At 36.7% G+C, this 15,017-nt stretch carries 14 protein-coding genes; 3 read left to right on the top strand and 11 right to left on the bottom strand.

Annotated elements, in window-relative coordinates:
* Positions 1-183 precede the first annotated feature (183 nt).
* The 3 genes from ACSHW7_RS03440 to ACSHW7_RS03450 all read left to right on the top strand — a co-directional run bounded on the left by ACSHW7_RS03440 (position 184) and on the right by ACSHW7_RS03450 (position 5,517).
* The gene (locus ACSHW7_RS03440) at positions 184-1,122 is read left to right on the top strand and encodes an SPOR domain-containing protein (protein WP_435677914.1); all 939 of its coding nucleotides are present in this window, start codon (positions 184-186) and stop codon (positions 1,120-1,122) included.
* A 158-nt stretch (positions 1,123-1,280) separates the two neighbouring features.
* Positions 1,281-1,790 carry an acyl-CoA thioesterase gene (locus tag ACSHW7_RS03445; protein WP_435677915.1) on the top strand — a complete coding sequence of 170 codons (510 nt, stop codon included), beginning with the start codon at positions 1,281-1,283 and terminating at the stop codon, positions 1,788-1,790.
* Positions 1,791-1,938: 148 nt separating this feature from the next.
* Positions 1,939-5,517, top strand: a complete 3,579-nt coding sequence (locus tag ACSHW7_RS03450; protein ID WP_435677916.1) for a S8 family serine peptidase — start codon at positions 1,939-1,941, stop codon at positions 5,515-5,517.
* 73 nt (positions 5,518-5,590) lie between these two features.
* On the opposite strand, the gene ACSHW7_RS03455 is transcribed toward ACSHW7_RS03450, so the two are convergent.
* The 11 genes from ACSHW7_RS03455 to atpG all read right to left on the bottom strand — a co-directional run bounded on the left by ACSHW7_RS03455 (position 5,591) and on the right by atpG (position 14,911).
* The gene (locus tag ACSHW7_RS03455) at positions 5,591-6,826 is read right to left on the bottom strand and encodes a murein hydrolase activator EnvC family protein (protein ID WP_435677917.1); all 1,236 of its coding nucleotides are present in this window, start codon (positions 6,824-6,826) and stop codon (positions 5,591-5,593) included.
* 2 nt (positions 6,827-6,828) lie between these two features.
* A complete protein-coding gene (locus ACSHW7_RS03460; RefSeq protein ID WP_435677918.1) occupies positions 6,829-7,608 on the bottom strand; it encodes a DUF4292 domain-containing protein in 780 nt (259 codons plus the stop codon).
* 4 nt (positions 7,609-7,612) lie between these two features.
* On the bottom strand, positions 7,613-8,980 hold the full coding sequence (locus ACSHW7_RS03465) for a tetratricopeptide repeat protein (RefSeq protein WP_435677919.1): 1,368 nt from the start codon (positions 8,978-8,980) through the stop codon (positions 7,613-7,615).
* A gap of 84 nt (positions 8,981-9,064) precedes the next feature.
* Positions 9,065-10,081, bottom strand: a complete 1,017-nt coding sequence (locus ACSHW7_RS03470; protein WP_435677920.1) for a sugar phosphate nucleotidyltransferase — start codon at positions 10,079-10,081, stop codon at positions 9,065-9,067.
* Positions 10,082-10,144: 63 nt separating this feature from the next.
* Complete coding sequence (locus ACSHW7_RS03475) at positions 10,145-10,486, bottom strand: HepT-like ribonuclease domain-containing protein (RefSeq protein ID WP_435677921.1); 342 nt, start codon at positions 10,484-10,486, stop codon at positions 10,145-10,147.
* Positions 10,479-10,769 (bottom strand): nucleotidyltransferase family protein, encoded by a 291-nt coding sequence (locus tag ACSHW7_RS03480; RefSeq protein ID WP_435677922.1) that lies wholly within the window; start codon positions 10,767-10,769, stop codon positions 10,479-10,481. The genes ACSHW7_RS03475 and ACSHW7_RS03480 overlap by 8 nt, the downstream gene beginning before the upstream one ends.
* A gap of 26 nt (positions 10,770-10,795) precedes the next feature.
* Positions 10,796-11,236, bottom strand: a complete 441-nt coding sequence (gene dut / locus ACSHW7_RS03485) for a dUTP diphosphatase (RefSeq protein WP_435677923.1) — start codon at positions 11,234-11,236, stop codon at positions 10,796-10,798.
* Between the two features lie 4 nt (positions 11,237-11,240).
* Positions 11,241-12,701 carry an oligosaccharide flippase family protein gene (locus tag ACSHW7_RS03490; protein WP_435677924.1) on the bottom strand — a complete coding sequence of 487 codons (1,461 nt, stop codon included), beginning with the start codon at positions 12,699-12,701 and terminating at the stop codon, positions 11,241-11,243.
* Positions 12,702-12,767: 66 nt separating this feature from the next.
* On the bottom strand, positions 12,768-13,286 hold the full coding sequence (locus ACSHW7_RS03495; protein ID WP_435677925.1) for a hypothetical protein: 519 nt from the start codon (positions 13,284-13,286) through the stop codon (positions 12,768-12,770).
* Positions 13,287-13,295: 9 nt separating this feature from the next.
* A complete protein-coding gene (locus ACSHW7_RS03500; protein ID WP_435677926.1) occupies positions 13,296-13,835 on the bottom strand; it encodes an outer membrane beta-barrel protein in 540 nt (179 codons plus the stop codon).
* Between the two features lie 203 nt (positions 13,836-14,038).
* Positions 14,039-14,911 (bottom strand): ATP synthase F1 subunit gamma, encoded by an 873-nt coding sequence (gene atpG / locus ACSHW7_RS03505; protein WP_435677927.1) that lies wholly within the window; start codon positions 14,909-14,911, stop codon positions 14,039-14,041.
* Positions 14,912-15,017: the final 106 nt, after the last annotated feature.

Consider the following 15,017-nt stretch of genomic DNA (forward strand, 5'->3'; position numbering starts at 1 on the left):
AGGAAAAATATTCCCGCTTTAAAATTTCCGGAGTTACAATAATTGCTTCGGAAATTTCTGCCTTTAAAAATTGAGGCATTTTAGTATAAAAAGGGGAGATTTTCAAGATACATATTTTTGTGTTGTTAATAAGTTGCGCCTGCGAAAAAGGATTAAAAAACAAAAAAAAGTATATTTGTTCTAGTGCAATTATCAACCTACATACAAGATTTACTTTACCGCTATGAATGTGTGATCATCCCTGGGTTTGGGGCTTTTTTAACACATTACGCATCGGCTACAATTGACACTGAAACACATACATTTTATCCTCCGGGAAAATCTATTTCTTTCAATCGACAATTACAAACAAACGATGGGCTTTTGGCCAATTATGTAGCAAGTGTACAAGGAAGTAGTTATGAGGTGGCGCTTCAAAAAATAAGAAATTTTACCGGAAAGCTTTCTTTAGAGTTGAGTGAAGGCAAAACGGTTTCGCTTGAAAACATTGGAGATTTTTCATTAAATAATGAGCGTACAGTTCAATTTATACCTACAGGAAATAAAAACTTTGATGCTGGTTCTTTTGGGTTGACAACGTTTATTTCTTCGGAAGTTAGCCGTGCTATTGAAACTACTATTTCCGAAGCCGAAACAACCGAAACACCATTATTATTTACTCCTCGTAAACGAACTACGCCATACATTAAATATGCAGCAGTAGGTTTAATAGCAATTGCTATCGCTGGACTTGGCGGGATGAAATTGTATGAAAAGGGTGTTCAAGATCATAATTTTGTTCAAAAACAAAAGGCTGAAACGCTTGTTCAAAAGCAAATCCAAGAAGCAACTTTTGTGATTTCAAATCCACTGCCCACGATTAATGTTGCAGTACCAAAACAAACAGGAAAATACCATATTGTTGCTGGCGCTTTTAGGGTGGAAGAAAATGCCACAAAAAAAGTAGGACAACTTCACGAAAAAGGATTTACCGCTAAGCTCATTGGCGAAAATAGATACGGCTTACATCAAGTTGTGTATGCTAGTTATGAAAATCGCCTAGAGGCACTTGCTTCCCTCCGCAACATCAAACGCACAGAAAATAAAGACGCGTGGCTGTTAGTGAAAGAGTTGAAAAACTAATTTTCGACTTAAATTTTTTTCTTTACTCTTTTCATCAAGTTTAACTATCCAATAATAAACTTCTGAGTTTTAATATCTGTTTAATATTGTGTTGAAGTGCTTACCTTTGCTCAAAATTTAAATTAAACTAATGTTACCCGTCTTTACGGGCAGTAAACATGGAAATAAAGACCCCTTCTCAATCGTGTACTACAATTACTGACCTCGTCTTACCTAGCGAAACCAACCCTATTGGCAATATGTTTGGTGGAGAGTTGTTAGCGCGTATGGATCGTGCTGCTAGTATTGCCGCACGTAGACATAGTAGGCGAATTGTGGTAACGGCATCTGTAAACCACGTGGCTTTTAATAAAATGATTCCATTGGGGAGTGTTGTGACCGTTGAGGCAAAAGTATCCCGTTCTTTTAAAAGCTCTATGGAAGTTTTTATGGATGTTTGGATTGAAGATAGAGAAAGCGGCATACGTAGTAAAGCTAACGAAGGTATATACACATTCGTTGCTGTTGACGAAATGGGAAACCCTGTCCCTGTACCACCATTAACTCCTGAGAGTGAGTTAGAAAAAATACGTTATGACGCGGCTTTACGCCGTAAACAATTGAGTTTATTACTTGCCGGTAAAATAAAACCAGAAGCGGCTACCGAGTTGAAAGCCTTGTTTGATTAGAGTAAAAAGCACAATTAAAATATACTTATGAGTTTTTTCTGAGATGTTTTTAACTAATATCCTCATTCGCAACCAACTCTATTCGTTATTTTTGAGATTACATTAATTGTATGCCAATTTTTATGGCATATGTATAATTTCAAAAAAAATGAAAAAAGCAACTACGCTGTTTGTGCTATTATTTAGCATGACTTTATTTGCCCAATCCTCTTACACTATACAATTTCAAGATGAAGTATTAGTCATTGAGGAAAACATTGATTCTTTTCAATGGAGCGACATGCCCGAATCTTCAAAATTTGAAAATGGCTACTACGGTTGGATTCAATTTTTTGAAACTCCCACTCAAAATATTCAAGATGAATTTAAAAGGAGAGGTTTTGAGCTACTAGAATATCTCCCAAATAAAGCATATAAGTTTTATTTCCCCGAAAACACTCCAGTTCAGTTTTTAAAGGATAACGGTGCTAGAGCTATTGTTCCAATAGAAGGGCAGTATAAATTATCTTCGGCTTTAAAGATGCCTCCTTACCCAGCGTATGCTTTAAATGGAGATAACATTCTTGTTACATTGGAATTTCAGAAACACGCCAATTCTAATTATGTAATTAGCGAATTATCTAAACAGCAGATAGCAGTACAACAAGAATACAAAGGACACAACGTTATTGACCTTTCTATTCCAAATAATTGCTTAGAAACGCTATCTAACCTACCATTCGTAAAATGGGTGGAACTAATAGTTGCTCCAGATGTTAAAGATGACACGAGAGGAAGAAGCTTACACAGGTCAAGCAATCTTGATACGCAAACTACTGCGGGAAGAAATTACACAGGAGAAGGCATTGGCGTGATGGTCAGAGATGATGGAAGCGTAGGGCCACATATTGATTTTCAGGGTCGTATAGATAACAGTAGCGCAGGAGGATTTGGCCCAACACACGGAGACGGTGTTGCAGGTATTATGACGGGAGCAGGAAACCTTGACCCCATGATGAGAGGAATGGCTGCAGGTTCAGACGTATATATTGTTGACTATCAAGCAAACTTTCTAGACGCAGCTACAACCTCAAGAATTAATGATGGAACTGTACAAATCACTAACTCATCCTATAGTAATGGTTGTAACGACGGGTATACAACAATTACAAGCAGAGTTGACGAACAGACCAAAGATATTCCTTCTTTATTGCATGTTTTTTCTGCTGGGAATTCAAATAATAGCAACTGTGGTTATGGTGCGGGGAATCAATGGGGAAATATCACTGGAGGACACAAGCAAGGTAAAAATGTAATTGCTACTGCCAATGTGTTTTTTGATGGTTCTCTTGTAAATTCAAGCAGTAGAGGACCCGCACACGACGGGAGGATTAAACCAGACATTGCTGCAAATGGGCAAAATCAAAACTCTACCGACGAAAACAATGAATACATGTCTTTTGGGGGTACGTCTGGAGCGGCTCCTGGGATTGCGGGAGTTTCGGCTCAATTGTATGAGGCCTACGGAAATTTAAACGGTGGTGCTTTACCGCAATCGGCGTTAATAAAAGCGGCATTATTGAATACCGCAAATGAAGCTGGAAATATAGGTCCTGATTATAAATTCGGTTGGGGAATTGTCAATGGGCTAAGAGCGGCTAAAGTCATTGAAGAAAATAGATATTTAAGTGATAATATTACACAAGGGGTAACTAACAATCATACGATTGCAGTTCCAACAGGAACAACTCAGGTGCGTTTTATGGTGTATTGGAGTGATGTTCAAGCATCAGCTGGGGCAAATCCAGCATTAGTGAATGACCTTGATTTAGAAGTTGGAGACCCTATTGGTGTTCAACGACAACCGTGGATTTTAGACCCAACACCTAATGCAGCCACTCTTGATAATCCTGCTACTACTGGTGTAGATCATTTAAACAATGTTGAACAAGTACTAATTAATAATCCAGTTGCTGGAGATTATACTATTGAAGTTTCAGGATTTAACGTGCCTGTGGGACCTCAAGAATATTTTGTTGTTTATGAAATCATCACAGAAAACATAACTGTTACATATCCTGACGGCGGTGAAAGTTTTGTAGCGGGTGAGACCGAATCAATCCACTGGGATGCAATTAATACGACTGCAGATTTTGAATTAGAATATTCTACAGATGAAGGGACTAGTTGGACAGCAATTGCAACAGTGCCAAACGGAACTACTAACTATGGATGGAATGTTCCTGCGACAGTTACTGGAGCAGCACAAATAAGAGTTTCAAGTGGTGCATTTACAGACGATAGCGATGCTAACTTTTCCGTTACAAATCAAGTAGAAGGGTTCTCATTTTCACAAGTTTGCCCAGAGGAAGTTACTTTTGTTTGGGATGCGCTAGCAGATGCAGAATCGTATGATGTATATCTTTTAGGGACAAAGTATATGGAAGTAGTTGGAAATTCAACCACAACCACAATTACGGTTCCTATTTCAGACCCAACAGCTATTATGTGGGCAGCAATCGTAGCTAAAAATGATACCGAAAACTGGTCTTCTCGAAGAACTATCGCTGTAAGTCACACAGGTGGATTACTCAACTGTACATTACCTAATGACATAGGCGTTATTGAAGTAGGGAATGATGTAGGTGACTTTTCAACAGTATGTTCTGGAAATACAAACGTAATTGTTTCTGCGGTAATTCGTAATACGGGTATCGATTCTCAGAGTAATTTTGATGTTACCTATAAATTAAGTGGTCAAGCAGCAGTTACTGAAACTTTTACTGCAACAATCGCCTCTGGTGAACAAGTTGATTTTGATTTTGCTACACCTCTTTCAATTACTGCTGCGGGTGCTTATACACTGACGATTTCCGTAGATTTAACAGGCGATCAAAACCCAAGTAATAATGAAGCTACGTTAGACTTCTTCGCTATTACCGAAGCTACGGCTTTAGACTTTGAAGAAAATTTTGAGACCAGTGGAGTTCCGCCAGCGGGTTGGTCAATCATCAATGACGATGAAGACGAAACATGGACAGAAGCAAATGGAATTGTGGGAAGTACAGGCTCTAATACATCTACTGCATTTGTAGATAATTATAATTATAATGCACCCGGAGAAGAAGATATTCTTGCTACTGAAATTTTTGACCTTACAGATGTGAGTACCGCCTCACTCACCTTCGATTTAGCAAAAGCTCAATACTCATCATCACTTTTTGATGGATTGCGCGTTGAGGTTTCTATTGATTGTGGTGGAACTTTTACGACTATATATGATAAAGAGAACCTTGAGTTATCAACCTTACCAGGTTACGAAACTGGAATTTGGGAGCCAGAAAGCGATGACGATTGGAGAAATGAACAAATTGACTTATCTCCCTATATTGGTGAAGTAGCTCAATTTAGATTTATCAATATTAATGGCTACGGAAACGGAACCTTTGTTGACAATATCAACTTGACATCAATATTAGGTGTAAATGATAATCCTCTTTCAGAAATTACACTATACCCTAATCCAGCTTCTGAAATTGTAAATATCAAATTGACAAATGAAACAGCAACTGATGCTTCAATAGTAATCGCTAACAGTTTAGGACAGATTGTTAAACGTGTTTCTAAGCAACAAATAGGCGGAAACGCAACAGTTGTGATAGATATTGCAGGATTTAGTTCAGGGCTTTATTTTGTGACTATTTCATCACAAGGAATTTCTGAAACTAAAAAGCTACTGATTAAATAATAGAAAGCTTAAATGGAGCTTAAATTTAAAAAAAGGGACTCATTATGTGAGTCCCTTTTTTATTTATGCCATTTTACATTCTATACACCCAATCTGCTGGATTCATATAGGTACCACCATTGGTCACAAAGAATTTAAGTACCGTTTTCCCAGTGGTAGGATGCGTAAAAATTGTACCTAAATTATCTTTACTAGAAACTTTGTCTCCCTTTTTAACTGCTACAGTGGCTAGATTATAGTAAATAGTAATATAGTCTCCATGACGAACCATTACAGCTTTGTTCGTGTTTTTAGATTGCATAATACTTAATACCTCACCATTGAAAATCGCACGGGCATTTGCATTGGTACTCGTTGCAATCTCAACGCCATTAGAATTTAATGTAACATTAGGAAATTGAGGATGTTTATGCTTCCCGAAGCGATTAACAACTACACCTTTTTCAACAGGCCAGATAAGTCTTCCTTTGTTGTTCTTAAAATCTTTTGCCAATGCCGCAGCCTCTGGAGTTAGATTAAAACCTCCACTTAAAGAAGCCTTGGTCTCTACTCCTGCTTTGACAGTCTTCTTATTAGCTTCTGCAATTGCGGCTCTTATAATGTCATTTATTTCCTTTTCAATGGTATTTGCTTCCTTTTGCTTTTGTTGAATTTTACTTGCAAAACCACTTTCATCTTTTTTCAATGTAGCAATAAGTGCTTCTTGATTTTTTTTCTCTTTTGTTAGATTTGCTTTGGCTATTTTATTTTCAGCAATGAGTTTGTCCTTTTGTTTTCTTTGTTCTATCAGGCCTTGATTTAAATCTTGTAGAAGTACTGTTTTTTCTTTAATACTCTCCCCTTGTTTTTTACGGTGATTGGCATATTGTTTCATATACTGCACGCGCTTATACGCCTGCAAGAAGTCTTGAGAAGACAACAAAAACATGATTCTACTCTGTTGCGACTTGCTTTTATAGGACTTCCGCACCATCGCAGCATAATCTTCTTTGAGCTCTGTTAACTCATCCCTTAAATTTGAAATTTGAGTGGTATTATCGTTGATTTCGCGAGTGAGTAAATTGGCTTGTTGATTCGTTACCCGAATTAAGTTTTCTTGTGCTTTTATACGTTGGTCAATGTCCTCTACTTCACTTAAAACCGACTTCTTTTCACCGCGGGTCTTAAATAACAAAGTATTGATTTGTTTAATTTCGTCAAGAATTTGCTGTCGTCGCTCCTCTAATTGTTGTTGCTTCTTTGATTGCGACAACATGGAACTAACGCCTGCGAAAAACAAAAAACAAAAAAGTAATGCGCGTAATTTCATAGCTAGTCTAGGGTTCTTTTTTCGTAGCCCTCTGGAATATCAAACGGAAAAGTCACCGAAACATTGAGGTCAATCTTTTTATAATTCATCTCAATATTTGTCAAACTAGAATTTTCAGTAGCTCGCACATTAATGGTTGATGGATAATAATCATTTTCAATGATCTCAAAATTTCCGTAGGTAACTTCAAGATTTCGGCCCTTTTGAGGTTGAGACACGGTTTCTTGAGCTACCATAAAATTATCTGGGTAGAAAAGTAGCGTTAAAAGCATTTGTGGATTCTGCTGTTTTGGAGTAACCTCATATTTATTATTAACCACGCGCGTGGTGAAATTTGCTCCAGTAATAGGCAAAATACTATTGCCTAAAAGAATAGCTTGTGCTTGTTTAAAGTCGATTTCAGTACCTAATAAGTCGCTCAATAATGCAAAATCTCCTTCAAAATAAGAGCGGTCGATGGACTCGTAGAAACTCACTTTTTCTGGGGTAATTAAAACCTTTGCGAGAGTTATTCCAAGAATAGACGCCTTTATCCAAATCACCTTATCTTTTTCCATCCGCACGCTCGTAGTGATACTCTGCGATTGTTTGTCGTCCTCATATTTTACTTGAAGTCTTGCGGCAAGTGTATTAAAATTTTGCGTTGCTCCGTTATGAGCTTTCATCAAATTTTTTGTCGTCATTGTTGGTGAAGCTGTCGCAGTTCCTTTCACTGCTTTTGTACTTCCGCAAGCGGAAATTAGCGACATTAAACCTATAACCAAAATTATTTTTACTTTCATCTACTTAATTTGAAATTTGTATCGCCGCCGCCTTGTTTGCAAATTCGCTCGCTTTTTTTGTGTCGCCTTTTCCCGTGTGTGCAATACTCAACTGCTCATAGAAATCTTTCTCCATTTTTGGGTCATCAAAAAGAAAATCAATTCCTGCGTCGAGTGTTTCTAAAGCGCCATCAAAATCGTTTAAGTTATTCAACGAAACTCCGTGTAATAAATAAACTAACGGTTGGGCCGGAAAAACTTCTAAACCTGTTTCGCTCAATTTTTTTGAGGCTTCAAAATTGCCAAAATCTATTTGCAACAATAATGTGTTTTTGAGCAAGCTGAAATTATCTGCATCAAGTTTAATCCCCTTTTCATAGAACTTTAATGCTGCCTCTTTATTTTCTTTTGTCACATAATAATCTCCCAATTTTTCAAAAACCTGCCCGTTATTTTGTTTTGAAAAAAGCGAAACCGTTTCTTCAAGTTTGGTTTCGTATTGTGGATTATCATCAACAAAAGTTAAAAAATCTCCTAAAACTTTATACTGACTTTCTTTGTCGATTTCTTCAGATTTAAAAACGACTTTCATCGATTTTAAAGCTTCTTCCGCATTGCTTTCATCGAGATAAAACTTGTAAAGTGCAAGATGCACTAATTCGCTTTTAGGGATGTTTTTTTGAAGCTCTTTTGCGGTTTCAAAAGCTTTTTCTGTATTTTCTTCGTCGCTGTAGAGATAAATTAAATTAAGGTAATCCCTCTCGTTTTTAGGGTTTTTATCTACTTTGGTTTCAAGATTTTCTATCGCACCTTGGCTATCGCCGGTAACTTTATAAATTTGATTTCGCAGTGCATTTCGGTATGTGCTTTCTCCCCAAGATTCATCGAGTTCATCAAGAATAGCCAATGACTTATTGTATTGTTTGGTTCGGCTATAAAGGTTAGCAAGGTCTTCCTTATAATCCTCATCAATGACACTCAATCGCTCCACTAGTGGTATCGCTTTATCATAATCCCGCTTTAAGTAATACAGGTCGTACAAAGCCTCAAGCACTTCTAATTTGTCTGGATTTGTTTGTAATACTTTATTGTAATTTTCCTCAGCGGTATCATAATATTTGAGTTCGGTTTGGTTTTTTGCCAATTCAAAATATACAATCGCATCCGCTTCTTTATTTCCTTTCGAAGCAGCCTTTGCTTTTTCCAATGCTTTAATCGCCAGCTCATAATTCTCAATTGACTTCTGTTTTAATGCCTCGTAGAAGTTTTCTTGAAAAGCATCAGTAACGTTTCCTAAGTCGTCCGTTGGTTCTTCATCTTCTTGTGCAAAAACCGTCGTCGGAAATATAAAATTTCCGAAGAAAATAGCTATGAATATATATTTTAGTTTCATAAAAAAGGACCCTCACCGAAACATGCTGCGCAAAAGCTTACCTATTTCGACTCTCCCAGAGGAAGAGTAGTTTTTAACTGAATATTACTTTAACTGCGAATAATCGCCTATGCTCACGTTTGTAAAATTACCATCAAAATGAGCGTGATTTCCTATCATTGCGTTACTTAAAACAGCGTTTTTAATAGTCGTGTTTGTTTGAATAATACTATTTTTAACGGTACTGTCTTCAATAACCGTACCCTTACCGATAGATGCGAATGGCCCAACAACGCTATTTTTTAAAACAACACCTTCGCCAATAAAACATGGTTTGATGATTTCACTATTTTCAGTAATTATTTTTTCTGAAATTAGCGGCTCATTTGCCTCGTGTAAAAACCCTAACATTCGTTGGTTGGTTTCAACGGTTACTTCTTTATTTCCGCAGTCCATCCACTCACTTACGGTTCCCGTTTTGAAAATTTTTCCATCAGCCATCATGCGTTTAATGCCATCATTTATCTGGTATTCACCACCGTTGATAATGTTATTATCCAATACAAATTGCAATTCCTTTTTAAGAACCGAAACATCCTTAAAATAATAAATGCCGATTACTGCTTGATCGCTTACAAAGGTTTCGGGTTTTTCGACGAGCTCAACGATTTCTTCTTTTTCGTTGAGATTGACTACGCCATACGCCTCTGGGTTTTTAACTTTTTTTGTCCAGATTACCGCATCTGCCTCTTTGTCTAAGTCAAAATCAGCACGAATCAACGTATCTGCATACGCAATTACTGCAGGACCACTCAATGATGGCTCAGCACACATAATGGCGTGTCCAGTTCCCTTTGGCTCCAATTGACGGTAAATGCTTGCTTTTGCGCCAAGCTCCGCTGCAAGTTCATTTAAACTCTCCACAACATCATCCCCAAAAAACGCAGGGTCACCCAATATAAAAGCAATCTCCTCGATGTCTTGATTTAAAACACCGGCGATATCAGCTACCAATCGGTGAACGATAGGTTTTCCAGCTACCGGGATTAATGGTTTTGGTACTGTTAAACTATGTGGGCGAAGACGACTTCCGCGACCTGCCATTGGGACTATTATTTTCATATTTATTGCTCGTAAAGACGAGTGTCTATTTTATGTAATTTTCATTTCCGCGAAAGGCGGGTATCACTTATTATTTATTATTAAAATTATTTTAGAATCTAATTCTGGAATATCACTTTGTATTATTTCCCAAACTAATTCTAGATTAACCCCAAAATATTCATGTATCAACCTATTTCTGAAACCAGATAATTTAATCCATTCTATAGAAGAATCTTTAGTCTTTAAAGTTTCTGAAAGTCTATTTGATGCCTCTCCAATAATTTCAAAATTTCGAATTGTGGCATCAATAATCATTGTGTTTTCTATAAAGTCTTGAAAGTTTATCTCATGAGTGTATTCTTTGATTTTTTGAATTGCTTCAATAATATCCTCAAGTAAATATATGTCTTCCCTTTTAGACATAATTGATATCTGCGCTTATGGCATTTCTGTATTTTTCTTTAATTCCTTTCAAAGAAACTAAATCCACTTTCAGCCCAAGCATTTCCTCTAAGTCTCGAGCAAGTATGAAATAATTAGACCCTATTTTGGCATTAATATCCACAATTATATCAACATCACTATTCTCGCTTTGTTCGTTACGAGCATAAGAGCCAAATATTCCTATAGATACCAAAGGATACTTGTCAAAAAGATATTCTTTTTTTGACGCAATAATGTCCTTAATTTCTTGTAATGTTTTCATGGTCTAAAGATATAATAACAATGCATTTATTTCACCCCAGTACTACCAAAACCTCCTTCACCACGATCTGTTTCCGAAAGCATTTCAACTTCATCAAAAACTGCGCGTTCATGTTTTGCGATTACTAATTGAGCGATGCGTTCCCCGTTTTCAATGGTGAAATCCTCATTTGAAAGGTTTACTAAGATTACGCCAATTTCTCCTCGGTAATCTGCATCAATCGTTCCTGGACTGTTTAACACCGTTATCCCTTTTTTTGCGGCAAGGCCACTTCGCGGGCGTACTTGCGCTTCATAACCTACTGGTAATTCTATATAAAGACCGGTTTTAACAATAGCACGTTGCAATGGTTTTAGCGTAGAGGATTCTATTACATTGGCACGAATATCCATTCCCGCACTCGCTATTGTTTCATAACTCGGTAGTTGATGATTCGATTTATTTATGATTTTTATGGGTACGGCCATGCTTTTATTTCTTTAAAATCCTTCGGAAATCGTCTTTTTCCAAAACAATTACCACAAACAAAAATACCAATAATAACGCAGTCCCAAGGTAGATATTTCGGTCAAATCTATAAAACACCAAACCTGAAAATAACACCGAAAGCACAACATAACCACCTATCTTTTTCAAATCGTAAGGAACGCGATAGTGCTTTTTTCCGTAGAAATACGACAAAAACATCATCGTAGCATACGCTGCCAACGTTGCAATTGCAGCACCTTTGTAGCTAATAATAGGTATCAAGGCAAAATTGACCCCAAGCGTAATTATTGCTCCAACGATGGAAATATATGCTCCGTATTTTGTTTTGTCTGTCACTTTGTACCAGACCGATAAATTGTGGTAAATCCCAAGGCACAAATTGGCCAACAAAATAAAAGGCACTACCCATAATGCTTCCCAATATTGGCTATCACTAATGAGCAATTGTTTGAAAAAATCAATATAGACGATAACAAAAAGTAAGATAAAGCTCCCAAAGATGGTAAAGTATTTTGTAATCGTCGCATACGTATTTTTCGCGTTTTCGTGCCCAGCATGATTGAAGAAAAACGGCTCAATCCCTAATCTAAACGCTGTGGCAAATAAGGTCATAAATACACCCAATTTATAACAGGCCGCGTAGATGCCTACTTCTTTTTCTGCAATGTTTTCGGGTAATAAATATTTCAGCAAAATTTTATCAAAAGCTTCATTGATGGAGAATGCAATGCCCGCAATCAATACTGGAAATGCATATTTGAGCATTTGCTTCCAAATGGTTTTGTCAAATCCGAATTTGATTTTAAGATACAACGGTAATAATAGCAGTAACGTAAATCCACTCGCGATGACATTTGAAATAAATACATACACCACTTTATTTTCTTCGGAAAAAATACTGGCCCAAAAGCTCTCTGAATTGCTTTCGGCTAATTCTGGAAGGACTAAAAAGAAGAATAGATTTGCTCCCAAATTGACACACACATTTAAAATTTTTATCACTGCATATCGCATAGGTTTTTCATTTGCGCGCAACCAAACAAATGGCAATACCACGAGGGCATCGAGCAACAAAATGAGCAATGCATATAAAATATATTCAGGCTTAAAATCTAACCAAATCGCCAGCGAATCTTTCATTAAAAAAGTAATCGCAAAAAATAAAAATGAGGTCACCGTTAACGAAGTAAGCGCAGTCGATTGAACGATTCCTTTTTTTGAATCATCCTTATTTATAAATCTAAAAAAAGCGGTTTCCATTCCATAGGAAAGTAAAACGTTTCCTAAGATGATGTAAGACATCAATGTGGCATAAATACCAAAACTTGAAGGCGCAAGTACAGATGTATATAATGGCACCAAAACAATCGCTAACGCGCGCGGCAATACCGTAGCCAAGCCATAAATAAAAGTTTGCTGAAAAAGTTTTTTAAAGACGGACAAAGTTGGAGTGCATTAGGTGGGTAAAAATAGAAAAACGAACGTAGAAATCAGGAGATTTCAAACTACTTAATTACCTCTCCCATTAGGATTTGCACTTGGATATGCTAAAGGAGACTTTTCAATCATTTTAGTCACTTTATGGAAATAGGTTTTACCCTTAAAATTATATTCTATAATCGCATTTCCCTGTTCCAATTCAAATTGGCTTTTAGGTTGCGGTAATGTATTTGTTTCCTGTTTTGGATCAATATTCATTAAGCGCTCATTATTGGTGTTATTTAAAACATTTGCCCGATAGAGTAAGCTATTATTAGGCTGCATTTTTGCCGATGCCTTAAAATTTCCGAAGTAAAAATTATTGATTTCAACATTGCTGTCAATACTACCAAATGTAATAACTACGTAAGTTCCCGCGCCACCTCCTTGTATTCCGGCAACCCAAGTTTGATAAGTAGCTTCGGTAATAATGAAGGGTGGATTTTCAACCATTTTAGATGTTTCTTTTTGTGCGGTGCCACATTGTATAAATACGGCACTTATAATAAAAACCGCTACTATTGACGTATAATTTTTGAGTATTTGCATTGACTAAAATTACAATTTAAATTGTAAACCAATGAACACGGCGACTCCGTCTGCTTCGTTTTGGTCAAATGTTATATCCTTTGCATTAAAGTATGGCAAAAAGAGTTTGACCCATAAAGTTTCATTGATGCGATAATGAGCGCCAGGACCCACACTGTAAATGCGTAAAGCCTCGTTGTCTAGCGGTGTGCTCGTATCACTTTTAAATCCAAGTCCGTAACCCACATGACCAAACACGTTTAATTTTGAGCGATTTAAAAAATAGTACTGCACACTAGGCACAATACTATAGGAAGTAGCTTCTATATTACTTTCATTCTTAAAAGTACTATTGTCTGAGAGCACCAGATTTCCACTTATGGAAACTTTATCTGAAACAAAAAATTCCATCCCCGTAAGTCCAACAATGCCAAAATCTTTTCCATTATTCTGTTCTGTAGGATAAGGCGAAGCCGAAATATTAAGCATCCAGTCTCCTTTTTGATGTTGAGAAATGGCAGTGGCCGAAATAAACAAAACGCAAACTAGTAACAGTGGTTGAAATTTCATAGTTGGTTGGTTTTAAGGGTAGACAAAAATTACATCAATTATTATTCCGATGGTTAATGGAAATATTGTATTCCAAAAAATCAGGTATTTAATTCCTCGAAGTAGTATATCCTTTTTAAAATTTCCGAAGAAAAAGGCTGAGAAATAAAAAACCTCTCAAATTTTAAAACTTGAGAGGTTTCTAATTTTTTATTTGAGGATGATTATCCGGCCAATGCTTCTGCACCACCAACAATCTCTAAGATTTCATTGGTAATAGCAGCTTGACGTGCTTTATTATATTGTAACTTAAGTGCATCTCTTAACTCAGTTGCATTGTCAGTTGCTTTGTGCATCGCTGTCATACGCGCACCGTGCTCACTTGCAACACTATCTCTAAGAGCCTTGAACAATTGAGTTTTTAAACTTTTAGGTATCAATCCTTCAACGATTTCTTCTTTTGACGGTTCAAAGATATAATTGATATTTGTTCCTGCCGTTTCAACTTCTTCCTGCTTTCTTGGCAAGATGGGTAAAAACTGCTCAGTCATTACCTCTTGTGTTGCTGCGTTTTTAAAGTGGTTGTAAACAACGTATATTTTGTCGTAAGCACCTTCTTTAAATTTATCCATCAACATTTCAGCAATTGTTGCAGTGGCATCAAATGTAAGTTCGTCAAAAATGGCCACGTTATGCTCGATAACTTTTCCTGTTTTCTTGATGATATCGTTTCCTTTTTTTCCAACGGTAACAAAATCTACTTGCTTTCCAGCAAAAGTCTCGTTCGCTAATTTTACAGATGCTTTAATAACATTTGTATTAAAAGCTCCGGCTAGTCCACGGTTTGAAGTAATGGCAACAACCAAAACTTTATTTACGTCACGTTGTTCTGAAAAAGTACTTCCGCTATCAGCATCTAAGGTTGCGCTTAGATTTTGTAATAACTCGGTTAATTTTTCAGAATAAGGACGCATTGCGGTAATCGCATCTTGTGCCTTTTTCAACTTTGCGGCAGATACCATTTTCATGGCACTGGTAATCTGCATCGTTGACCCAACGGATTGGATTCTGTTACGTATTTCTTTTAAATTCGCCATTCATTTTAATTAAAGAGTGATTTAAAATCACATCTGTTATAAAAGCCCTTCGACAAGCTCAGGGTGACAATATCTTAGTACAATTCCCACGACTTATTTAAAAGTT

The sequence above is a fragment of the Patiriisocius sp. genome (assembly GCF_051252435.1).
In the GTDB taxonomy this organism is placed as follows: Bacteria; Bacteroidota; Bacteroidia; order Flavobacteriales; family Flavobacteriaceae; genus Patiriisocius.